The sequence below is a fragment of the Inquilinus ginsengisoli genome, assembly GCF_031453975.1.
In the GTDB taxonomy this organism is placed as follows: domain Bacteria; phylum Pseudomonadota; class Alphaproteobacteria; order DSM-16000; family Inquilinaceae; genus Inquilinus; species Inquilinus ginsengisoli_A.
Map to the genome: position 1 here is coordinate 33,710 of NZ_JAVDPW010000014.1, position 19,959 is coordinate 53,668.

The following is a 19,959-nucleotide window of genomic DNA, read 5'->3' on the forward strand; positions in this document are numbered from 1 at the left end:
GGCACGTCTGACGACGGCGGACATTAACATGTCCGGCGAATGGGCAGCCACACCCTGCACAGAGGTGGCGAAGCCCGCTATTTCGAGCAGTCTCCCATGAGCGCCGCCGGGTCTCGTTTCCCCGTCGGCAGCGATGAGCTGCGTAGCGGCGGAACGATCCTCGGAGCGCCCGCCAAACATCTTGTGACCTTTGCGCTTGCATGCGGCCTGATGGCGATCGGCATCAGTGTCGTTCTCGGGGCCGTTCTCGCCGTCATCGGTCTGCCGACGCTGTTGTTGATGCACGGGCGCGACCCGGATGCCTTGGACATCTGGCTCGCTCGCCTCCGCCCCCCTTGGTGCAACGGATGGATCGTCGGCGCGAAGCGCCGGCCGTTCCTTTGGACCAACTGATGGAGATGACATCCACCATGACCGGACGTTCTTTGCTGCCCCGCCTCGGCGGATACATCGGCCGCCTTGTTGCCGGTACAACGACCGCGGCGGCGGCCGCCCTCTACACCACCAGCGCAGTCGCGCAAAAGCAGGTCAATATCGGCACGGTCGCTGCCGGCAACCAAGGCACGACGCTTCTCACCAGCCTCTTTCAGAAGTGGGTGACCTTCGCCACCGGCCCTTGGGCCGTCGCGGTGATCGCCGTCTCGATCGCGATCGGGATTGCGGTGTGGGTCTTCGTGCCCCGCGAAGGGTTCATGGGTTGGGTCGTCCGGGGCCTGATCGGCGGCCTGATCATGCTCAACCTCGCGACCTACATGGGCGATCTCGGCTTCTCGGGCGCCGGCGTCGGCGGCTGACACCGGACGGGATGACGACATGCGCAAGGAACAGGACATCACCGAAGCATTCCCTGTCTTCGCCCCGTATGGCGACCGCTTCGCGGTGACCAAGCGAGGATCCCTTCTGGCGGGCGTCGCAGTCGGCGGCGCCGATTTCGATTCCTTGACCCACGGGGACCTTGCACATGTCGCACTCGTCGCCGGCCAGGTCGCCGAGCACCTGCCGCTGGGATCCAGCGTCACCCAATACTACATCCATCTCGACCGGGTGCCGGTCCGGATCCGCGACCGGACGAATGCCCTCAGCCATTCCATTTCCAAGGCGCGCGAGCGATTCCTGAATGATCGAGGCCTTGCCCGATCATTCCTCTTCCATGTCTATGAATTCGCGGACCCCGCCGCCGCGACCTCCTCCTTTTGGGGCGAACTTCAGGACAATCTTGCAGGCGGCCTGTTCGAGACCGAGCGCCGCAGGAAGCTCCTCACCCGCCTCCGCAGCCCGTCGGCAACCATTCTCAGCCGCGAGGGCATGACCCAGCTCGCGCGCAACGCCACTGATTCCCTCGACACCATCGCCGCCCTGTGGGGCAAGATCGGCGACGCGCGGATCATCGACCAGCCCGAGATGTGGTCGCTCATGCGCTACCTCGCCACCTTCGATCCGGCTCACCTCACGGACGAGGCCCGTTCCCGCTTGCCGATGCCGGACGACGATCTCGATATCCGGCTGCCCTCAGGCGACATCGAGATGGCGGAAATCCGGGACCGCACCTTTCTGAAACTGCATGGCGATGTGACGCGATACGCCCGCATCGCCTCAGTCACCGGCTCGCCGGCCGAACCCCTTGGTTGGCTTTCCGCCGGGGCCGACGCCCCTCTTCGACGCAAGGGGGACTACATCCTCGTTCACCACTTCGAGCCCCTGAGCGAGCTGGCGAAGGCTGCAAAATTCACGGCGGCCCGGAACGCTCTGGAGCGCACCCGCATCAACCTGGTCGCGATGCTGAAGGGCGAGACCACCACGATCGCGGACGAGCGACGGCCAAAGCACACCGAGAAGCTTACCGCTATCGAGGCGGCCGAAGCCCGCAAGGACCGTTGGGGCACGGCATTCACGGCGATCGTCCTCCCCCACGAAAGCCCCGAGGCAATCTCGGACCTGGTGCGCGAATTCAATGGGTCCTTCGCCAACCGCGGGTTCAGCTTGGCTTGGGAAGGGGTTGGACTGCCCTTCGCGTTCCGCTCGATTCAGCCGGGCGGTGCCGGCGCCTCAAAGCGCCGGACCACCATTGCTTCCTCCCGTCATGGGCTCCTGTCGCTCACTCTGAAGACGCACCTCGGCCAACCGATCGTCGCCGACCTCGGAGGCGAGGAGGCGACCTTCATCTTCGAAACCACGACCGGGGAGCCATTCTACTACAGCTCGTTCGTGGGCGGCCGCAGCTTCGTCATCGGTGTCGGCCCGATCCGGTCCGGCAAAACCTTTCTGAAGAACTCGGTTGCCAGCCACTTCCTCAAGTATTGCGGCTATCTCCGCTCGATCGACATCGATCCCGGCGGCAAGTGCGTCTGCGATGTCTTTTCCGAGGGCGGCCGGGGTTATCTCGAGCTGGGCGAAGGCGGCGGCATCAACCCCTTCGTATCTCAGGTCGACGGCGTCGAGGACCTGAGCTTCGCCGCCTACCTGACGCAGCTGCTGCACCTGTTGCTGCAGGCCAATGCCGCCGAGGAACACCGCCGGCTCGACCGCGACGAGCAGAGGGACCTCGACCGCTCGATCCGGGCGGTGATGTCGATGCCGGATCCGGCGATGCGGACCCTGCCGACCCTCTTCCGGCATATGAGCCACCACACCCGGGCGAAGTTCGAGCGATGGATGTCCCGCGGTCTCTATGACGGGATCCTCAATGCCGATATCGACGCGATCGGACCGCTCAACAAGTCGATCTCGACATGGAACCTCGGCCGCTTCCGGGACGTCGAACAGGTCCTTCGACCGGTTCTCTTCGATCTGTTCTACCGGGTCACCCGATCGTTTGAGGATCCCGAGACCCGCTCCGTTCCGAAGCTCCTGGAGATCGATGAAGCCCATCATCTCCTGGCGATTCCATACTTCCGCGACACGCTCGTCCACAGGATCCGCACCTGGGGCAAGAACGGCGCCGGCGTCTCGCTCTGGAGCCAATCCGCGATTGAGTATGCCCGGATCCCGGAGTGGTCCACGGTCCGCGCGGCCGCCAGCACGTTCTTCTTCATGGCCGACCCGAGCATGGACCCGGATCAATACCGGCAGACCTTCCCCCTCACCGAATGGGATGTCGCCGCGATCCAGAGCCTGATCCCGAAGCGACAGGCCTACATCGTTCAGCCTGACATCGGTGTCCGGAAGACAATCATCCTGCGGGTCGATCCAACCCAGCATGTGATCAACACCTCGCATCCTCGCGAGGTCGTCCTTCGCGACCGGCTCATCCGCGAACATGGCCTCACCGAAGGCATCGCCCGGGCCGCCGTGGAGATTCCGAACCTCGGCACCTCGCATATCGAGGGCCTGGCCGCATGAGGAGCATTGCCATGCAGAAGGTCATCATCCTGGCCGCGGCCGTCGCCCTGGCGACGCCGACCGCCGTCGTCCATGCCGCCGGCGTGCCGACGATCGACGAGATCGCCAACGGCCTCAACCTCCAGCAGCTCGATCAGCTGCGGCAGCAGCTCCAGACCTTGAAAGACCAGTTCGATCAGCTTGCCCAGCAGACTGCCCAGGCGATTCAGAACGCCAAACGCCTCGGCAACCTCGACTGGCTCATGGACGAGCTTCGCCAGTATAGCGCTCTCCTGAACACCGACGCCGCCAAGACCGTGCTGCAGGAGTTCTACGGCATCCAGTCGACCGCCTCGAACTACGAGCAGTTGGCCCGCCAGGCACTCGGTCAGCTCTACGATCTGCCGCGGACCGACGACGACATCCGTCAGATTCTCTCGGAGGCTGGCGCATCCCCTGCGGTGGTCAGCTCCCTCACGTCCAACAACGGCCTTCTCCTCGACGACGAGAAGGCGATCTTGCAGAGCACGCAGAGCCTCAATCAAAGTGCCGAGCAGAGCGAAAAGGCGAAGGCGGCGCTGGCGTCCAAGGCGGACGCCCTGGCGAGCCTCGGCGACAACGACCTGGCCGCCACCGCCCAGCTCAGCACCAGCGTCCAGATCCAGCAGGGGTACCAGCTCGAGCAGGTTACGAGCGAGCTGCGCGCCATGCGGACCGAGGCCGTCCAACGTCGCTTGGTCGAACTCCAGGCGCAGAAGCGCGAGCTGGAGGCCCAACTGGCCAGACAGCAGGAACTCGCCCGGATCCGCGCCGATCGGCACACGCCGGTCTCGCTCGACAGCTTCGGGCAATAGGCCATGAAGATGCAGCACCACCACATCGGCCTCACCGCGGCCGTCTTCCTCCTGACCTCTGCGGCCACCTCTGGCGCCCGAGCCGATGCCCCCGGAGTCTACGACCGCGGGTACGCTGCCGAGCAGCAGCGCATAGAGCGCGCGGCCGAAGCTGCCTGCAGGCGCGGCAACATTGCGGCCCGCTTGGATTGCAAGGATCGGCAGCGTCAGGAAATGGAACGCGACAACCCGCGGATCCTTGGTACCGACGCCTACTGCCAGGCCAACTATTCCTCACTCGGCAACGCGGCGCTGCGGTCCGAGGCCGCCGAGCTGGCCCGCCTCCGCCCGCGTGCTCGCTATCTCGGATTTTCCGGTGCCGGTCAGATGGGCCGCGGCCAGCTCTTCGTCGAGACCATCGAGTTCGAGTATCGCTGCGTCCACGACATCCTTGCCCGACGCGGCGTCCGGATCGGCGTCGATCTGCCGGGGGGGCACATCGCTGATCCCGACGTCTGTCGGGAAGTGAACTGCCGCGCCGGTCAGCGCCCAGCTGCGCCATCAGGTGGCCCTCTCGACGGCGCGACGGACGTCCTCCGTCAGTTCAACTCTCTCTTCGAGTGACGGAGTCGACACCGATGCCTCACCTGTCAGCTCGCACCATCACCAGTTGCATCGCGGGCGCTGTCGCCGGCGTCGCAGCTCTGGCCGCAGCTCGCATCAGCTGGGCGGCCGAGGGCGATACGACCGGGAATTTCGAGAGCATCGGCGCCTGGACGGCCACCATCAACCGGTTCCGGAATGATATCACCGGCAAGATCGACCAAATTACGCAATTCGGCAGCAGCTATTACAGCATTGCTATGGTGTTCATGGTGGGGTTGGCCGCTATATACTTGGTGATCGCTCTCACAAAATACCAGTTTCAGGGAAAGAATTGGGCCGAGCTGATCGGCAGCTTTGTCTACGCGGCGATCGTCATGGCGATCTTCGTGACCTACAGCGTCACGGTCCAAGCGATCAGCGAAGCGCCATACGGCATCGTGAAGATGCTGCAGCTCGCCGTCCTCGGATCGGATGATGCCTTCGCTCCGATGGTCTACCTGTTCAAGGTCGCGACCAATATCACCTTCAACGGCGATACTGCGTGGTACGATCTGGTCGGCCATATTGAAAACTCCCTTACCTTTGCGCTCTTCGCGGTCGTGTTCCTGCTGGTGCAGGCGACGTATTTGCTCGCGGTCGCCTGGGCAACGCTCTGGCCGATCTTCTATTTCTTTGCGCTCAAAGTTCTCGGATTCATCACGGTACCGTTCCTGTTCGCAGGCCAGCTCGATTTCATTTTCTACGGATGGCTGCGCCAATTCTTCATGCTTGTGCTGTTCGTTCTGATCGTAAACGCCGTGATGATGGCGAACGTCGTCCTGGTCGCCTTCTGCTTCAACCTCCCATTCTCCGCCACCTTCGTGGGGCAGACCGTCGTGTCGGGCCTTCTCGCCACGACGTTGATCATCACCGTCCTGGTCTTCGGCGTGGTCGCCATCTTCCAGTCGCAACGCATAGCCGCGGCATGGTCCGGCAGCGACGCCCTGTCCTCAGGCTTTGCACGAGTTGCAGCCCAGCTCATCACCAAGGGGATCCTGCGATGATCCATTTCCGCACCATCGCCCTCGGCGTCGCTCTGGCCGCCGCCGGAAGCGCGGCCGCCGCTCAAGACCCGGCCTTCCTGCCGGTCCCGCTGAAGAAGATCGCCCAGGACACCCGGACTGATCCGCTCGGCATCTGGTCCGACCGCGAGGTGAAGGATGTTGTCGCCGGCAGCTCCAACATCTACGCCGGGAGCATCCAGACGCCTCGAGGCACCATCGTGATCTCGCAGCTGGTCGGACGCGGGTTCTGCGACACACCGCAGGACTGCCCGGTCCGCGTCGTCTTGCAGATGCCCGGGGGTGATCGGACCGTGCTGATCAGTTCCGAGCAGCTGTGCTCCTCGCCGGACTTCTATGCGATCCGCCGCGATCTGAAGGCGCTGCGCGCCTGCGATCGCGTGATCCAGCTGCCTTGAGGAGCGGGACGTGCGGCGCTTCTGGCACACCTTCGTCGCCCTGCTGACGCTGACGACCCCGGCCACCGCCGGCGTTCCCGCCGACGAGTTCATCAGCCTCGGCGCTTCGCCAGACCTCGCCGCCTATCTCGCCTCCGTGAGCAGCAGCGAGGGTGGCTGGACCTCGGAGAACACCTTTGGCTGCGCCGGGGCGTTTCAGTTCTGCCCGGGAACCCTTGAGCGCTACTATTCCGGATCCAAGCAGGATTTCCTAAACGATCCGAAGGCGCAGCTTGACGCCTACATGAAGTATGCCCAGGACGAGTGGAGCAAGGCCCAGCAAAACGGGCTGACCTCCGCCATCGGTCATGAGGTTTGTTACAACGGCGTCTGCCGGATCATCGACGAATCCTCGATCCTGAAGGCATGTCAATTCGGCTGCGGCACTGGCGGCAAGCTCGATAACTTCATCCGCAACGGCTATTCGTGCGACGGCCCCAATAAGACCAGCGACGGCTACGGGACCTCGATCTGCCAGTACCTGGTGTCGGGCGGCGGCTACAACATCGGCGACATCACGGGCAACCAGACCACGCCGCAGCAGCCGCCCACGCCCGTTGGCGGCGGCGGTGGTGGTGGCATCGGTCAGTCTGAATCGAGCGGTGCCTTTGGCTCCATCGCTTCCTTTACCGCCGCCCTTAACAGGCTGAGCGAGTCCGTCGCCGGAAAGATCATCATCTTGTCCCAACAGGGCAGCGCGTACCACTCGATCGCCCTGCTGATCTTGACCGCGATCGCCGTCCTCTACTTCGCCTGGATCCTCGCAGCCTACGCGATCGGCCGGGCTTCTGCGGCAATAACACTCGGTCGGGCGCTTGTCGCCGGCTTCGCCATGGCTCTGTTCCTCACCTACGCCGTGGTCGTAACCGCCATCAGCTGGGCGTCCTATGGCATCGCGACGATGCTGCAGACTGCGACGCTTGGCAGCGACGATGCGTTCGCCCCAATGGCCTACCTGATCAAGGTCGCCACCAACATCACGTTCCGGGACGGCGACGGCGCCTGGGCGGCACTCAGCACGTCAGGCAGCATGGCGGCCGCCGGCCTCGCAGTCGCCTTCCTCTTCATTCAGGCTGCCTATCTGCTGGCGATCGTCTGGGCGACGATCGCGCCGCTCATCGGCTTCTTTGCCCTGAAGCTCGTCGGTCTTGTCGCCGTGCCGTTCATGATGGCCGGCAAGCTCGAGTTCATCTTCGCCGGTTGGCTTCGCCAGCTGCTGTCGCTCGCGATCTTCGTCGTGATCGTCAACGCCGTTGTCATTGCCAACACACTACTCGTCGCATTGGCCTTCAACCTTCCGTTTTCGGCCGGGTCCGTAGGTCAAACCGCCGTCTCCGGCCTTTTCGCCACCGCTCTGATCATCGCGATCATGCTCTTCGGCATCGTCGCGATCTTCCAGGCCCAGCGCATCGCGGCATCTTGGGCCAGCGCCGGCGCCTCCAAGATCTCCCGGACGTCCCACACCATCACGGGCTTCGTCAGCCGCTCCGTCACGCAGCTGCGCGCCCCACGACCGGCGCCGGCCGCCTCGACGCCGGGCGCAACCACTCCCGCCAGGTCCTAGCTTTAGGAGACTCCATCCCGTGCTCGACAGCACCTATCAGGACAAGCTGGCCAAGACCCGGACCGCGACGCAGCTCGCCCGCTACCTCCGGAGCAACCTCGCCCTGCTGGTCCTCAGCATTATCCTCGGCGCAACCCTCTTTGTCGTCGTCAACGCCTATACTCGCGTCGTCGACACCTATGCCAACAACGTGCGCACAGCCTGGGTGAAGCTCAGCCCCAACGGCGATTCCAAGGTTGAATACATCGACGATGGGGGGAACGCCGACCGTTACTTCGACCGGGCCGTTCTCAGCTCGCTCACCAACTACCTGACCTGGCGCTTCCGGGTTCAGCCACAGACCATCAAGATCGACTACGGCAACGCATCGACCTATCTCGGCCCGGCCGAGGCTGACAAGTTCCTCAACGACTTCAAGGCAGCGCAGCAGGCTAGCGAAAAGGAGGCCTGCGTCTCCTGCCCGCAGTCTCAGGTCGTCGTCCGCGCCATCGACAACACCTTGCTGACGCCCGCCGAGCGCAACAAGGCGGCCGTCTACAAGACCGCCGCTTTCATCACCGTCACCCAGCGAGATTCGGGCGGAGGTGTCATCTCCCGGGACAATAAAATCGTGAACCTCGACTGGACGTTTCGTCCCGCTTCCGAGGCATCCCAGGGGCTCACCCTCGAATACCTCGCGGTCAACCCTCTCGCCATCCAGATCCTGTCGCAGGACGTCAGGGAGGACAAATCCTGATGCGCGCCCTCTATCTTTCCATCATCTCCATTTTCGCCACGATCGGCGCCGCCCAGGCGCAGCCAGCCGCCGCCGCAAAGGCCACGACCCCGACGTACACCAGTTGCGGCGTCCTCGATGTCGGGGGCCAGCTGCGGATCACGCTTCCTGCCCACCCGCAGGTTGCGACCCGCCTGGTCTTCCCATCGCCGATCGCTGACCAGTCCAACTCCGCGCCCACCCTCTGGGACGACTTTCCGAACCCCACGGGCCAGAGCACCGCCCTATGGGTCCGGCCGAAGACGACGACGATCGCCGGCAGCACCGTTGGCGTTTCCGTCGTCACGGTGGACGGTCGTTCCTACGACTTCGTCTTCACCAATTCCGATACGGTGCCCGAAACCACCTGCTGGACCATCGCTGACAGCCGGCCCAATCCCGGCGCCGCCGACAGGCTCCAGGCGCTTGAGAACGAGCGCTTGGCCCTCACCAACGAGCGCCGGCGGCTCGAGATCGAGCGCGAGGACCAGCGCAGGCGCACCGCGCAGCTCAACCGCCAGCAGCAGGCCACGATCAACGCGCTGTCGACCACGGCCGCAAAGCAGGCGCGGGATGCGATCACGGCCTTCAAGTATTCCGTGAACACTGCCTACGCCTGGTCCTATTCGGAAACGCCACCGCCATTCGAGATCAGCGCCGCCTATGACGACGGGCGCAACACCTATGTCCGGATCCTCAGCGACGCATTTACCGCGCCGGCAGTCGTCGGCATCGAGGGCGACCAGACGATGGCCCTCAACTACAGCTACAACGACCTGACCGGCGTCTACGAGATCCAGGGCCTCCATCGTCGGATCGAGCTCCGCTTCGCCGGGATCCTCGCCCGCATCGACAGGAAGCTCTGACGATGACGGGCGAAACGATCCCCCCGGCCTCCGGCGCCAAGAAGCCGGATCACATCAAGCGGGGCCTCATCGCGGTCATCCTCGTGCTCGGCATCATCGTCGTGGGCGTCGGCATCCGCATGGCGATGCAGACCCCGAAGCAGATCGCCAGCACTCCCGCGACCGCCCAACCCGAGGCGCCCGCCCAGGACCCTCAGAACACCTTCCTCCAGGAATTCGAGCAGCAGAAGCAGCGGAGTGGTTCGGCCGTGACGGCAACTCCCGCCCCAGCACCCGCTACGCCAGCCCTCGCCCCCGGCGAGATCGAGGCCATGCAGGAGCTGCGAAAGAGCATGTCGGTCAAGTCTGCGCCCATCCGCGAGCAGCCTGCTCCCGCGCCGATCCAGGCGCAGGCCCAGGCGCAGCCGATCACCGCCGCCAACTACGAACAGCGGTCCCAGGACCTCAACCGTCAGATCCAGGATTTGAACCGCCGCATTGAGGAAGGGAAGCGCAAATGAGGTTCCACCTGGCCGCGGCCGCCCTCGCCCTCATGGCTCCGGCGATCGCCATCGCACAACCTCGCGACAGCCTCGACGGTCTTCGCCGTGAGATCGAAGGCGTCCTCAATCAGCAGGCCCAGGCCTCGCAAGCGGATCAGAGCCCGCCCGACCGCGGGCCGGCGACGGATCCGGCTCCGGGCTCCGCCCCGGCACCTTCCGAGGACCTGTCACGCGAGGACCCGACGAAGCCGACCGGCTTCAATGCGGTCACCGCAACCCCCTACGGCTACAACGGTCCCACGGCGAAGATTGCCGTCGGCACGATCGCGTCAGCCGTCGTCAACATGATGGCCAACAGCGACTACCCCGGTCCCTGGCGCGCCACCCTCACCCAGCCGTTGATGAACATCGACCGCAGCGCCATCATCGCGCCGACCGGCTCGACCGTCGTCGGCATGACCCAGCGCTCCTCCGGTCCCAATGAGCCGATCAACAACCGGCTCGTCTTCACGCCGCTGATGATCGTTCTGCCGGATTCCCGGACCATCCCGCTCATCGGGCAGTACCAGCTCGACGGCTCCGGCATCGCCGGGGTTCGGGACAAGGTCGACTATCATTTCGACATCCAGGCCGCGGCCGTCGGTGGCAGCTCCATAGCCGACGCTCTCCCGGGCGTGATTGCCGAAGCCCTGGGCGTCGATAGCGCCTCCCGGATCCGCGACACGGTCGTCAGCAATCTCAGCGACAACGGCAAGGCGATCCTCGAGCGCTACACCCAGCTCGTCCCTACCGTCGAGATCCGGCCCGGCGCCCCGGTCAACATTTTCTTCATGAGGGAGACAATCGCCCCGGTTTGGCGCGCACCGGAGCGTTATTCGTTCCAGAGGCCGCGCCGATGAGGGCCGGAATCCTCGCCGGTGCTGCCGCGGCGCTTCTTCTAGGCGCCTGCGCTCAGCCGAAGCCGGTGCCCGTCGTCGCCGTCACGCCGCCGAAGCCGGATCTGCGCACACAGACTGTCCGCATGACGCTCCCGGCCGATGCTTTCACCGTAGGCGAGGCTGCCGACTACATCCTGGACGGCAGCGGCTACAGCCTGGTCCTCTACTGCCGGCAATGTCCCAAGAGCGCCCCTGCGATCGCTGCCGAACCCGTCTCACCGCTCGCCTTTGCCAAGCCCAATGAACTCACCAGCGCCGCCCGGGCGCTGCTGCTGATCCTCGGTGACGGCCGCCGGCTGATCATCGACGACACCATCCACCTCGTGACCTTCGATCTGTCGGGGGGGCGCCTGTGATCCGCACCGTGATGGTCGGCCTGGCCGTTCTCGCCCTTGCCGCTTGCTCCCAGCAGTACCCCGACTACGAGGACCTGGACACGCAACCGTACTTTTCGGATCTGCGCGACAGCTTCAAGCGGCCGCCGGCGTCGCGGATATCGTTCAGCTCGCTGGATGCCGCTGCAACCTCGACGCGCTTCACGCGCAGCTTGCCGCGACCGTCCGCCCCTCTCGTCGTCCGTCCCCGGCCGAGAGGAACGGCACCCACCCCGCTCGCTCCCGCCGGAGGTTGATCATGCTCTGGAGAGTATTCCTCGCCGCGATCGCTACCGTGTCCATCTCAGTGTCGACCAACGCGGTTCGGGCCCAGGAGAAGGACGGGGTCAATCTCAACTGCGCCCTCCTTCTCTGCCTCCCCGGCGGTTTCCCGAGCGTCGCGATCTGCGGATCCGCGCATGCCTACATGATCCAGCGCCTGCTGGACGGGAAGTCGCCCATCGGCACTTGCCCGATGTCGGACGGTTCATCATTCACCGACGACGACTACAACTACAGGACCGGCCAGCACTTCTATTGCGATGATGGCCTTACCCTGGCGCGTCGGGACTCCAGCTCCGAAAGCGGTTACACCGACATCAACGGCGATTTCATCCTCGCCCGGGCCGACGGTTGCTACCGAAAGACCGCCTACCAGGAATACCGCTGCGTCGGCAGCTACGGCCGTGACGGCAACTGCCGGTACAAGTGGGTGACCCTCTACCGCTATCAGCGCGTCACTGCACCGAAGGGCGGCCGCTTCATGCAGCTCACCCTCTATCCCGGCACGGCCGACGCCTTCGATTCCGGCCGCATCTATTACTGACAGCCTCCCCCGAAACCCGACGATCCGAATGGAGCAAGGCCGTGCCTGACACCATTCTCCGCCCGTCGACCGGCGGCGCGCTTGTTCAAGACCAGCTTATCCCCGGCAGCGACGCCTACTGGCGCGACCGGAAGGACGCCTTCGCGCTCGTCGTGCGGTTGCATGAGGCGATCCGCCAGCGCCGTCGAGCACCGCTCTACCTCGCTGGGCCTGACTACGATTCCGAGGACTGTCCCGATGACGTCATCGAGAATCTCGGCCCCTGGAACCGCGTCGCCGATCTCCGCCAGCAGGCAAAGTCAAATCCCACGGTCATGGAGATCCTGGTCGCGCAACGCCGGTTGCTCCTCCTCGAGGACTAGAGACACAGGCCCCATTGCAGCTCGCCACAGCCCGCTGCCGCCTGCGGCCCGCGGGTCCTGCATCACCTGAAGCCGAACCAAGGACGTCCATGGCCTATATCGAAGCCAATTGGCGCGCCGCCCAGATCCGACGCCACGAGCTGTACGATCTCCCTCTCTATGAAGCCGCGATGCGCGGTGATGTCCGCTCGATCTGCGTCCTGGATCCGTCACTCAGCGCCGGGCGCGTCAAGGCGATGATCGCCACGGCGCAATGCTTCCGGCGGATCCGAACAGGCTGGATCGGCAACGCCTTCGTCACCGTCATCTACGACCTTCACTACGGCGTCTGGCGGCCCGAGACGATGTTTCAGGGCCCCGATCGCGAGGCACTGTGCGCGGTCTGCAAGAGAGCGTCGGTCTACCGAACCGCCGGAGCCAATTTCTGCCGTTCGCATGGACCTGCCGATCTGCGGCGCTCTCAGCCCCAACCGATCGCATCCCAGGCCGCCAGCTAAGCCCGGATCTGACCTCAGAAGGAAACGAGCATGCAGCGCATAGGCAGCTTCAGCCGCACCGAGGACGGCATATTTGAAGGCAAGGTCGCGACCTTGACGGTTCAGATCGACGTCAAGTTCATCCCCAATCCCGATGTCGAGGACGCCGACTCCAAGCTGCCGGACCTCCTCGCGTTTTCGAATGGGGCGGAGATCGGCGCCGGTTGGGCGAAGCAGGAGGGTGGGAAGCCGGTCTTCTATACCATCCGCCTTGACGATCCGAGTTGGGCGGCGCCGCTCAATGCGGCCCTCTTTCAGAACAAATTTCGGTCGACCCGCTTTGACCTAGTCTGGTCGCGGGTCCCAGCCCGGTATGCCGATGATGCCTGACTCGCTGTCCGTTTGTGCGCCAGGAACTGGCGGCCAGGATGCACCTGCGATCCAAGTCCACGATAAGAATGGTCCGATCGATCGTCTCAATCGAGCCTCCCTGCATCAACTGGTTCAAGGTCTCTTGCAGGAAATCGAGGAGATACCTCGGGGCGTGGTGCGGCCGTGACGCAGCTCGTAGCGCCGCTGGCGCCAGCCTCGATCGGGTGCTTGAGGCGTCATCCCGGTCCGTTCCCGTCGCCTGAGGGTCCTGCGACGGCAGGACGGTCTGGACCGTCCTGCCGTGGCAGCCAGTATGCGCAGGGAGCGGAGGCGGTCAAACCCCCGCGCAGCGGCCCCGGAGGGGCGCGGAGCCGCGCGCAAGGCCGGGGCCGAGCACGGCGAGCGGGGTTGACGGCCGAGCACCCGGAGCTATCCGAACGTGACTAGCGAACCCGAAAATTGCCTGCGTGCAGCTGTGGAATATCTGCCTCCGCTGCTATTCGAGGACGAAGCCGCAGCTGCATTACGAGTTTCGGTGGCGACGCTTCGCCGAATCCGGAAACGTGGTGAGATATCGACCAGGCTCATCAGTGGTCGGTGGCGATACACCCACGCTGATCTGGTGGAATACCAAGAAAATCAGAAGGTTGGAGCATGCGTCGAAAGAGCAGGACCAGTGAGATCGCAGGCCACTGGCTTACCAGGCGACCAGAATCGGAGAACTGGTATGCGACTTGGTACGACTATGACGGCGGTAAGCGAAGCACGCGTCGCTCATCACTTGGCACAAGCGATCTTCGGGAAGCCGAAGTGAGATTGGCCGAGTTTGTTACCAAATTCGGCAGAATGCGGGATCAGAAGCCCGGCGAGACACCGCTGGCCACGATTCTGGTCCGGTATTGGGAGGGCCATGCGAAACGGATGCGAAGCAGCGTTCAGGCGAAAATCGCTTTGGCGCTCTGGAATGACCATTGGGGCAATGCCGTCGTCTCTGACCTGACAGTCGCACGTCAGGAGGGATTCGTCACATGGTTGAAGGATCGCGGCTACAAGAACGCCTATGTCTCCCGTGTTCTCTCCGTAGGTCGGGCAGCTTTGAATCGCGCCTGGAAGCGACAGGAGATCGCCAGCGTGCCGTTCGTCATGGACGAGCGCGACCGGTCCGATCAGGAACAGGCGCCGGTGCTCAACATGTACCAGGTGTTCCGGCTGCTCACTGCAGCGTGCGAGCAGCCCCATCTCTTCCTGTTCTGTATGATCGGGCTGAACACACTGGCCCGGCCGGATGCCATTCTCGACCTGGCGCCGGCGCAGGTGAGCCGCACGGACCGTCTCATCGAACTCAATCCGGCGGGCCGTCGGCAGACGAAGAAATATCGGCCCGTCGTACCATTGACTACGACTCTGGCCCCGTACCTGCAGGCGGTCGACGTTATCCGTTATGTGAACTGGTTCGGGAAGCCGGTAAGGAGCATCAAGCGTTCCTTTGCAGCCGCAGTGAGGGCAGCCCGACTACCAAAGGACGTCACGCCCTATAGCCTGCGCCACACGATGGCGACCGAGCTTCGGAGGAGGGGAGTGCCGCAGTGGGAGGTAGAGGGCTTCCTTGGACACAAGGCAGCCGGTCGGGTCACTGAATCGTACGCAAAATATAGTCCGGACTACCTTAGCAAGGCGGTTCAGGCTATAGATTCGTATTTCGCGGAGCTGGAGGCGAAGTTTGGAAACCGAGCCGACGGTTCTATGTCTCAACCGCGTGCCAGTTGCGTGCCACCTATCGGTTCGCCTGGCTCGGGAAGCCTTGCGGTGCTGGTCGGAGTGAGAGGATTCGAACCTCCGGCTTCTACGTCCCGAACGTAGCGCTCTACCAGGCTGAGCTACACTCCGTTGCACCGGCGGTTGGGCTTATAGCGGGACTGGCGGGGGGCCGCAATAGCCAGTGTCGTCAATCCGTCAGAAATCCCGCTCGACCACGAAATCGACCACATCTTCCAGCGCCGCGCGCATCGGCGACGCCGGCAGCAGGGCCAGCGCCCGGCGGGCCGCCTCCGCATGCGTCCGCGCCGCCGCCATGCTGTCGGCCAGCGTGCCGTGGCGCTGCAGCAGCGTCACCGCATGGTCGAGGTCCTGGTCGGTCTGCTCGCCCTCTTCCAGCGTGCGGCGCCAGAAGCCGCGCTCGTCCTCGCTGCCGCGCTCCATGGCCAGGATCACCGGCAGGGTGATCTTGCCCTCGCGGAAATCGTCGCCGATGGTCTTGCCCAACCGGGCCTGGCGGGCGGAATAGTCCAGCACGTCGTCGACGATCTGGAAGGCAATCCCCAGCTCGGTGCCGAAGCTGCGCATTGCGGCGCAATCGGCCGGGCTGCGGTCGGCCACCACGGCACCGATCTCGCAGGCCGCCGCGAACAGCTCGGCGGTCTTGGCCCGGATGATCCTGAGATAGGTGTCGCGGCTGGTCACCGTGTCATGCGCGGCCGAGAGCTGCAGCACCTCGCCCTCGGCGATCACCGCCGAGGCGTTGGCCAGGATGCCCAGCGTATCGACCGACCCGTCCTCGACCATCACCTGGAAGGCGCGGGAGAACAGGAAGTCGCCGACCAGCACGCTGGCCTGGTTGCCGAACACGACATTGGCGGAGGCCTTGCCGCGCCGCAGGTCGCTCTCGTCGACCACGTCATCATGCAGCAGGGTGGCGGTGTGGATGAACTCGACCGCGGCGGCCAGGCCGATGTGGCGCTGGCCGCGATGGCCGCACAGCCGGGCCGAGGCCAGGGTCAGCACCGGCCGGATGCGCTTGCCGCCCGAGGCGATCAGGTAGCCGGCCAGTTGGGGGATCAGGTCGACCGAACTCTGCATCCGGTCCAGGATCAGCGCGTTGACCGCGGCCAGATCGTCGGCCACCAGCGCGGTCAGCCGGTCCAGCGCGCCGGAATCGGCCTGCGGTTCCGGCGGCAGGGATTCGGCTCTCGTCGCTCCGACTCTGGCGGTCAAGCCCGGCTCCTCAATATCCACTCCCGATCCTTCCGGTTCCGGTATGCAGCAGAGCAGCGATCCGGACCGGATTGTGTCACCATGATCGTGTGTGCGCTGCATAAACGAGAAATGGACCCCGTGAAAGAGCTTCTGCGAACCAACGACCCGGTCCGGCTGTCCTTCCTGACGGCGCTGCTGGCCGATGCACGGATCGAAAGCATCATCCTGGATATGCACACATCCGTGCTGGAAGGGAGCCTAGGCATCTTGCCGCGCCGCCTGATGGTGGCCATCGACGACTGGGCCGAGGCGCGGGATATTCTGCTCTCGGCGGGGGAAAGCCTGCCGGATGCCTGAGGCCGCGGCGGCCGTGTCCGGCGAGGACCGGCTGCTCGACGGCCGGGTGCGGCTGCGCCAGCTGCGGGAGGGCTATCGCGCCGCGATCGATCCGGTACTGCTGGCCGCGGCGGTGGCGGCGGAGCCCGGTGAGCGGGTGGCCGATCTCGGCTGCGGCGTCGGCGCCGCGCTGCTGTGCCTGGCCACGCGTTGTCCCGGCGTCGCGGTGACCGGGGTCGAGCGCGACCCGGTGCTGGCCGGGCTGGCGCGGGAGAATCTCGGCCTCAACGGCCTGGCCGGCCGCGCCGTGATCGTCGAGGGCAGCGTCGCCGCCCCGATTCCCGGCGCGCCCTTCGACCGGGTGATGGTGAATCCGCCCTTCCTGCCGCCGGGCCGCGGCCGCGCCTCGGCACACCCGATCAAGGCGGCGGCGAATGTCGAGGACGGGCTGGCGCTGCACGGCTGGATCGACGCGGCGGCGCGGGCGCTAAAGCCGCGCGGCTGGCTGACCCTGATCCATCGCGCCGACCGGGTCGACGAGATCTGCGCCGCGCTGCGGCCGGCCTTCGGCTCCGTCACCCTGTTCCCGCTGTGGCCCAAGGCGGGGGCGCCGGCGCGGCGGATCCTGGTACAGGCGCGGCGGGGCGGGCGGTCGCCGGCGGTGCTGTCGGCCGGGCTGGTGCTGCACGATTCCGACGGCGGCTTCACCCCGGCGGCGCAGGCGGTGCTGCGCGACGCGGCGCCGCTGGCGGTCCGAGGCCGCGCCTTTTGAATTTTCCGCCCTTTTGAATTTGCGGACAGGCGGGCCATATCCTGCCGACCGGAAACCGATCGCGAGCGCGTCATGGGCCTTCTCTCCCGTCTTCCCTTCTTCGGCCGCGGCGAGGGGCCGCTGGTGACGGTGCTGCCCCTGCGCGGCGTGATCGGCGGGCGGGGGCCGTTCTCCCAGGGCCTGTCGCTGGAGCGGCTGGCCAAGCTGATCGACGCGGCGTTCAAGCCCAAGGGCCTGGCGGCGGTGGCGCTGGTGGTCAATTCGCCCGGCGGGTCGCCGGTGCAGTCCTCGTTGATTGCCCGCCGCATCCGCGACCTGGCGGAGGAGAAGAAGGTGCCGGTCTTCGCCTTCGTCGAGGATGTCGCCGCCTCGGGCGGCTACTGGCTGGCCTGCGCCGCCGACGAGATCTGGGTCGACGACAGCTCGATCGTCGGTTCGATCGGCGTGGTCTCCTCCGGCTTCGGCTTCCAGGACCTGATCGCCCGGATCGGGGTCGAGCGCCGGGTCCACACCGCCGGCACGCGCAAGGCGATCCTCGATCCGTTCCAGCCGGAGCGGCCGGAGGATGTGGCCAAGCTGGAGGAGCTGCAGCGGGAGATCCATGCCAGCTTTATCGCCCATATCCGGTCCCGCCGCGGCGGGCGGCTGACGGCGGATGACGCCACCCTGTTCAGCGGCGAGTTCTGGACTGGGGCGCAGGGCCGGGTGCTCGGCCTCGCCGACGGCATCGGCCATTCCCACGCGGTGCTGCGCGCCAAGTTCGGGCCCAAGCTCCGACTGCGGCCTGTGCAGCAGCGCACCGGCTGGCTGCGCCGTCTTACCCGGGCCGACACCCGGATCGTTGCCGCCATGGACAGCGCCGTCGCCACGGTGGAGGATCGGCTGCTCTGGTCCCGCTACGGGCTGTAAGGATCTCCACGGTCAATGTTCGCCAAACTCGCCGTCCTGATCGCCCTGGTGGTGGGCGTGTTCTGGATCATGGGCGCGGTCCGCCGCGCCGGCATGACCCGTGAGGCGGCGGCGCGGCGCGACACGCTGTCCCGGCAGCACCGCGCCCGTCAAAAGACGGCGGTGAAGGGTGCCGAGGACCTGGTCCGCTGTCCCCGCTGCGGCGCCTACCACGCCGACGGCCTGGGGCATCGCTGCGAGGGGTGAGGACATGACTGGGCGGCTGCCGACCGACGCTGAATTTGCCGAATATGACGCCTGGGTCGATGCCGAGCTGGAGCAGCGGCTGCGCGAGGCCGATGATCCGGCGACAAAGTGGATTCCGCATGAGCAGGTCGTGGCCGAGACCCGGGCCCTGATTGATCGCATTGCCGAAGCCCGCCTGCGCAAAGGCAGGTAGGTTGCTTTCTTGCTGTCATTGCCCGGCTTGACCGGGCAATCCAGGGGCCACCAAGAGCCGCTCTGGCCGCCCCTGGATGCCACGGTCAAGCCGTGGCATGACATCAATGGGAGTTTGGTGTTTCTGAGCCAAGCACGGATGCCGGTCGCGTAACAAAATGCAACGTCTACCACTCCCACAAAGGCGGCCCTCTCACCCTCCACGCCTTATGTTTCCTGGTGTTGGCGCGGGTGCCATGACGTAGCGAATGGTTACGCCGCGCGCTTGATGCCTCCGGCCCGGCGCCCTATGGTGCGCGGCCTCACTCCAGCCGCCGGCCGAGACATGTCGCCCCGAGACTTCCCAGTGGTCGCCCCACCCCCGAAGAGTTTCCAGGAGATCATCCTGCGGCTGCAGAATTTCTGGGCCGCCCAGGGATGCCTGATCCTGCAGCCTTACGACATGGAGGTCGGGGCCGGTACCTCGCACCCGGCGACGACGCTGCGGTCGCTCGGTCCCGACCGGGTCTGGAACGTCGCCTATGTCCAGCCCTCGCGCCGGCCGAAGGACGGGCGCTACGGCGAGAACCCGAACCGGCTGCAGCACTACTACCAGTTCCAGGTGCTGATGAAGCCGGCGCCGGCCGATGCGCAGGACCTGTACCTGCAGAGCCTCTACGCCCTCGGCATCGACCCGGCGGTGCACGACATCCGCTTCGTCGAGGACGATTGGGAGAATCCGACGCTCGGAGCCTGGGGCCTCGGCTGGGAGGTCTGGTGCGACGGCATGGAGGTCACCCAGTACACCTATTTCCAGCAGGTCGGCGGCATCGAATGCGACCCAGTGCCGGTCGAGCTGACCTATGGGCTCGAGCGGCTGGCGATGTATCTGCTGAACGTGAAGAGCGTCTACGACCTGCCGTTCAACGACCCGCAGACGCCGGGTGCCAAGCTGTATGGCGACGTGTTCCTGCAGGCCGAACGCGAATACTCGGCCTATAATTTCGAGCATGCCGACACCGCCATCCTGCTGCAGCACTTCAACGATGCGGAGCAGGAGTGCAAGGTGCTGCTGGAGCGCCGGCTGGCGCTGCCGGCCTATGACCAGTGCCTCAAGGCCGGCCACAACTTCAACCTGCTCGACGCCCGCGGCGTGATCTCCGTGGTCGAGCGCGCCGCCTATATCGGCCGCGTGCGCGACCTCGCCCGGGCCTGCTGCGCCCTTTGGGTGGTGACATCCAAAGAGCATCGGGCCAAAGAGCATCGCGAAGGGGTGCGCTGAC

The 19,959-nt window shown here is 65.4% G+C and carries 27 protein-coding genes and 1 tRNA gene; 25 read left to right on the forward strand and 3 right to left on the reverse strand.

Annotated features, from left to right (window positions below; genetic code table 11):
* Nucleotides 1–39 precede the first annotated feature (39 nt).
* From E9232_RS31520 to E9232_RS35875, 18 genes are all read left to right on the forward strand, one after another.
* Entirely contained in the window at nt 40–393 is a 354-nt protein-coding gene (locus tag E9232_RS31520; RefSeq protein ID WP_309801063.1) for a hypothetical protein, read from the forward strand.
* On the forward strand, nt 393–794 hold the full coding sequence (locus E9232_RS31525; protein WP_309801066.1) for a hypothetical protein: 402 nt from the start codon (nt 393–395) through the stop codon (nt 792–794). Before E9232_RS31520 ends, E9232_RS31525 begins: the two co-directional genes overlap by 1 nt.
* A 19-nt stretch (nt 795–813) precedes the next feature.
* The gene (locus E9232_RS31530) at nt 814–3,339 is read left to right on the forward strand and encodes a VirB4 family type IV secretion system protein (protein ID WP_309801068.1); all 2,526 of its coding nucleotides are present in this window, start codon (nt 814–816) and stop codon (nt 3,337–3,339) included.
* An 11-nt stretch (nt 3,340–3,350) separates the two neighbouring features.
* A complete protein-coding gene (locus tag E9232_RS31535) occupies nt 3,351–4,172 on the forward strand; it encodes a hypothetical protein (protein ID WP_309801070.1) in 822 nt (273 codons plus the stop codon).
* 3 nt (nt 4,173–4,175) lie between these two features.
* The gene (locus E9232_RS31540; RefSeq protein WP_309801072.1) at nt 4,176–4,775 is read left to right on the forward strand and encodes a hypothetical protein; all 600 of its coding nucleotides are present in this window, start codon (nt 4,176–4,178) and stop codon (nt 4,773–4,775) included.
* Nucleotides 4,776–4,789: 14 nt separating this feature from the next.
* The gene (locus E9232_RS31545; protein WP_309801074.1) at nt 4,790–5,800 is read left to right on the forward strand and encodes a hypothetical protein; all 1,011 of its coding nucleotides are present in this window, start codon (nt 4,790–4,792) and stop codon (nt 5,798–5,800) included.
* Nucleotides 5,797–6,216 carry a hypothetical protein gene (locus tag E9232_RS31550; protein ID WP_309801076.1) on the forward strand — a complete coding sequence of 140 codons (420 nt, stop codon included), beginning with the start codon at nt 5,797–5,799 and terminating at the stop codon, nt 6,214–6,216. Before E9232_RS31545 ends, E9232_RS31550 begins: the two co-directional genes overlap by 4 nt.
* A 10-nt stretch (nt 6,217–6,226) precedes the next feature.
* Nucleotides 6,227–7,819: a hypothetical protein gene (locus E9232_RS31555; protein WP_309801078.1), complete on the forward strand. Its 1,593-nt coding sequence runs from the start codon at nt 6,227–6,229 to the stop codon at nt 7,817–7,819.
* 19 nt (nt 7,820–7,838) lie between these two features.
* Entirely contained in the window at nt 7,839–8,555 is a 717-nt protein-coding gene (locus tag E9232_RS31560) for a hypothetical protein (protein WP_309801080.1), read from the forward strand.
* Nucleotides 8,555–9,439 (forward strand): TrbG/VirB9 family P-type conjugative transfer protein, encoded by an 885-nt coding sequence (locus E9232_RS31565; RefSeq protein WP_309801081.1) that lies wholly within the window; start codon nt 8,555–8,557, stop codon nt 9,437–9,439. Before E9232_RS31560 ends, E9232_RS31565 begins: the two co-directional genes overlap by 1 nt.
* Before the next feature lie 2 nt (nt 9,440–9,441).
* Nucleotides 9,442–9,939 carry a hypothetical protein gene (locus E9232_RS31570; RefSeq protein ID WP_309801083.1) on the forward strand — a complete coding sequence of 166 codons (498 nt, stop codon included), beginning with the start codon at nt 9,442–9,444 and terminating at the stop codon, nt 9,937–9,939.
* Nucleotides 9,936–10,820 carry a TraB/TrbI/VirB10 family type IV secretion system protein gene (locus E9232_RS31575; protein WP_309801084.1) on the forward strand — a complete coding sequence of 295 codons (885 nt, stop codon included), beginning with the start codon at nt 9,936–9,938 and terminating at the stop codon, nt 10,818–10,820. Before E9232_RS31570 ends, E9232_RS31575 begins: the two co-directional genes overlap by 4 nt.
* The gene (locus tag E9232_RS31580) at nt 10,817–11,215 is read left to right on the forward strand and encodes a hypothetical protein (RefSeq protein ID WP_309801086.1); all 399 of its coding nucleotides are present in this window, start codon (nt 10,817–10,819) and stop codon (nt 11,213–11,215) included. The genes E9232_RS31575 and E9232_RS31580 overlap by 4 nt, the downstream gene beginning before the upstream one ends.
* 277 nt (nt 11,216–11,492) lie before the next feature.
* Entirely contained in the window at nt 11,493–12,059 is a 567-nt protein-coding gene (locus tag E9232_RS31585) for a hypothetical protein (protein WP_309801087.1), read from the forward strand.
* A 41-nt stretch (nt 12,060–12,100) separates the two neighbouring features.
* Nucleotides 12,101–12,421: a hypothetical protein gene (locus E9232_RS31590; RefSeq protein WP_309801090.1), complete on the forward strand. Its 321-nt coding sequence runs from the start codon at nt 12,101–12,103 to the stop codon at nt 12,419–12,421.
* An 89-nt stretch (nt 12,422–12,510) separates the two neighbouring features.
* Nucleotides 12,511–12,918: a hypothetical protein gene (locus E9232_RS31595; protein WP_309801092.1), complete on the forward strand. Its 408-nt coding sequence runs from the start codon at nt 12,511–12,513 to the stop codon at nt 12,916–12,918.
* A 30-nt stretch (nt 12,919–12,948) separates the two neighbouring features.
* Nucleotides 12,949–13,287 carry a DUF736 domain-containing protein gene (locus tag E9232_RS31600; protein ID WP_309801094.1) on the forward strand — a complete coding sequence of 113 codons (339 nt, stop codon included), beginning with the start codon at nt 12,949–12,951 and terminating at the stop codon, nt 13,285–13,287.
* Between the two features lie 457 nt (nt 13,288–13,744).
* Nucleotides 13,745–14,083: a helix-turn-helix domain-containing protein gene (locus E9232_RS35875; RefSeq protein WP_374710689.1), complete on the forward strand. Its 339-nt coding sequence runs from the start codon at nt 13,745–13,747 to the stop codon at nt 14,081–14,083.
* On the opposite strand, the gene E9232_RS31605 is transcribed toward E9232_RS35875, so the two are convergent.
* The gene (locus tag E9232_RS31605; RefSeq protein ID WP_309801096.1) at nt 14,047–14,508 is read right to left on the reverse strand and encodes a hypothetical protein; all 462 of its coding nucleotides are present in this window, start codon (nt 14,506–14,508) and stop codon (nt 14,047–14,049) included. The genes E9232_RS35875 and E9232_RS31605 overlap by 37 nt on opposite strands.
* A 15-nt stretch (nt 14,509–14,523) precedes the next feature.
* Between E9232_RS31605 and E9232_RS35880 the strand changes: the two genes are divergently transcribed.
* Entirely contained in the window at nt 14,524–15,129 is a 606-nt protein-coding gene (locus E9232_RS35880; protein WP_374710691.1) for a tyrosine-type recombinase/integrase, read from the forward strand.
* On the opposite strand, the gene E9232_RS31610 is transcribed toward E9232_RS35880, so the two are convergent.
* Nucleotides 15,080–15,156: transfer RNA gene (locus tag E9232_RS31610), tRNA-Pro, on the reverse strand. The genes E9232_RS35880 and E9232_RS31610 overlap by 50 nt on opposite strands.
* Nucleotides 15,157–15,222: 66 nt before the next feature.
* A complete protein-coding gene (locus tag E9232_RS31615; protein ID WP_309801320.1) occupies nt 15,223–16,224 on the reverse strand; it encodes a polyprenyl synthetase family protein in 1,002 nt (333 codons plus the stop codon).
* 117 nt (nt 16,225–16,341) lie between these two features.
* Here E9232_RS31615 and E9232_RS31620 point away from each other — a divergent pair, with 117 nt between their 5' ends.
* From E9232_RS31620 to E9232_RS31645, 6 genes are all read left to right on the forward strand, one after another.
* Nucleotides 16,342–16,599 (forward strand): putative signal transducing protein, encoded by a 258-nt coding sequence (locus E9232_RS31620; protein WP_309801098.1) that lies wholly within the window; start codon nt 16,342–16,344, stop codon nt 16,597–16,599.
* Nucleotides 16,592–17,350 carry a tRNA1(Val) (adenine(37)-N6)-methyltransferase gene (locus E9232_RS31625; RefSeq protein ID WP_309801102.1) on the forward strand — a complete coding sequence of 253 codons (759 nt, stop codon included), beginning with the start codon at nt 16,592–16,594 and terminating at the stop codon, nt 17,348–17,350. Before E9232_RS31620 ends, E9232_RS31625 begins: the two co-directional genes overlap by 8 nt.
* Before the next feature lie 72 nt (nt 17,351–17,422).
* On the forward strand, nt 17,423–18,259 hold the full coding sequence (locus E9232_RS31630) for a S49 family peptidase (RefSeq protein ID WP_309801104.1): 837 nt from the start codon (nt 17,423–17,425) through the stop codon (nt 18,257–18,259).
* 15 nt (nt 18,260–18,274) lie between these two features.
* Nucleotides 18,275–18,505, forward strand: a complete 231-nt coding sequence (locus tag E9232_RS31635) for a hypothetical protein (protein ID WP_309801106.1) — start codon at nt 18,275–18,277, stop codon at nt 18,503–18,505.
* Nucleotides 18,506–18,509: 4 nt separating this feature from the next.
* Nucleotides 18,510–18,698, forward strand: a complete 189-nt coding sequence (locus E9232_RS31640; RefSeq protein ID WP_309801108.1) for a hypothetical protein — start codon at nt 18,510–18,512, stop codon at nt 18,696–18,698.
* Between the two features lie 345 nt (nt 18,699–19,043).
* Nucleotides 19,044–19,958: a glycine--tRNA ligase subunit alpha gene (locus E9232_RS31645; RefSeq protein WP_309801110.1), complete on the forward strand. Its 915-nt coding sequence runs from the start codon at nt 19,044–19,046 to the stop codon at nt 19,956–19,958.
* The last annotated feature ends 1 nt before the right edge of the window (nt 19,959 follow it).

What these genes read in the sequence shown, in the direction of transcription:
- E9232_RS31640 (WP_309801108.1), top strand. Translation starts at nt 18,510, where the DNA reads ATGACTGGGCGGCTGCCGACCGACGCTGAATTTGCCGAATATGACGCC.
- E9232_RS31520 (WP_309801063.1), top strand. Translation starts at nt 40, where the DNA reads ATGGGCAGCCACACCCTGCACAGAGGTGGCGAAGCCCGCTATTTCGAG.
- E9232_RS31585 (WP_309801087.1), top strand. Translation starts at nt 11,493, where the DNA reads ATGCTCTGGAGAGTATTCCTCGCCGCGATCGCTACCGTGTCCATCTCA.
- E9232_RS31550 (WP_309801076.1), top strand. Translation starts at nt 5,797, where the DNA reads ATGATCCATTTCCGCACCATCGCCCTCGGCGTCGCTCTGGCCGCCGCC.
- E9232_RS31565 (WP_309801081.1), top strand. Translation starts at nt 8,555, where the DNA reads ATGCGCGCCCTCTATCTTTCCATCATCTCCATTTTCGCCACGATCGGC.
- E9232_RS31605 (WP_309801096.1), bottom strand. Translation starts at nt 14,508, where the DNA reads ATGGGGCTGCTCGCACGCTGCAGTGAGCAGCCGGAACACCTGGTACAT.
- E9232_RS31600 (WP_309801094.1), top strand. Translation starts at nt 12,949, where the DNA reads ATGCAGCGCATAGGCAGCTTCAGCCGCACCGAGGACGGCATATTTGAA.
- E9232_RS31620 (WP_309801098.1), top strand. Translation starts at nt 16,342, where the DNA reads ATGATCGTGTGTGCGCTGCATAAACGAGAAATGGACCCCGTGAAAGAG.
- E9232_RS31595 (WP_309801092.1), top strand. Translation starts at nt 12,511, where the DNA reads ATGGCCTATATCGAAGCCAATTGGCGCGCCGCCCAGATCCGACGCCAC.
- E9232_RS35880 (WP_374710691.1), top strand. Translation starts at nt 14,524, where the DNA reads ATGATCGGGCTGAACACACTGGCCCGGCCGGATGCCATTCTCGACCTG.
- E9232_RS31630 (WP_309801104.1), top strand. Translation starts at nt 17,423, where the DNA reads ATGGGCCTTCTCTCCCGTCTTCCCTTCTTCGGCCGCGGCGAGGGGCCG.
- E9232_RS31545 (WP_309801074.1), top strand. Translation starts at nt 4,790, where the DNA reads ATGCCTCACCTGTCAGCTCGCACCATCACCAGTTGCATCGCGGGCGCT.
- E9232_RS31540 (WP_309801072.1), top strand. Translation starts at nt 4,176, where the DNA reads ATGAAGATGCAGCACCACCACATCGGCCTCACCGCGGCCGTCTTCCTC.
- E9232_RS31580 (WP_309801086.1), top strand. Translation starts at nt 10,817, where the DNA reads ATGAGGGCCGGAATCCTCGCCGGTGCTGCCGCGGCGCTTCTTCTAGGC.
- E9232_RS31635 (WP_309801106.1), top strand. Translation starts at nt 18,275, where the DNA reads ATGTTCGCCAAACTCGCCGTCCTGATCGCCCTGGTGGTGGGCGTGTTC.
- E9232_RS31575 (WP_309801084.1), top strand. Translation starts at nt 9,936, where the DNA reads ATGAGGTTCCACCTGGCCGCGGCCGCCCTCGCCCTCATGGCTCCGGCG.
- E9232_RS31535 (WP_309801070.1), top strand. Translation starts at nt 3,351, where the DNA reads ATGCAGAAGGTCATCATCCTGGCCGCGGCCGTCGCCCTGGCGACGCCG.
- E9232_RS31570 (WP_309801083.1), top strand. Translation starts at nt 9,442, where the DNA reads ATGACGGGCGAAACGATCCCCCCGGCCTCCGGCGCCAAGAAGCCGGAT.
- E9232_RS31525 (WP_309801066.1), top strand. Translation starts at nt 393, where the DNA reads ATGGAGATGACATCCACCATGACCGGACGTTCTTTGCTGCCCCGCCTC.
- E9232_RS31625 (WP_309801102.1), top strand. Translation starts at nt 16,592, where the DNA reads ATGCCTGAGGCCGCGGCGGCCGTGTCCGGCGAGGACCGGCTGCTCGAC.
- E9232_RS31530 (WP_309801068.1), top strand. Translation starts at nt 814, where the DNA reads ATGCGCAAGGAACAGGACATCACCGAAGCATTCCCTGTCTTCGCCCCG.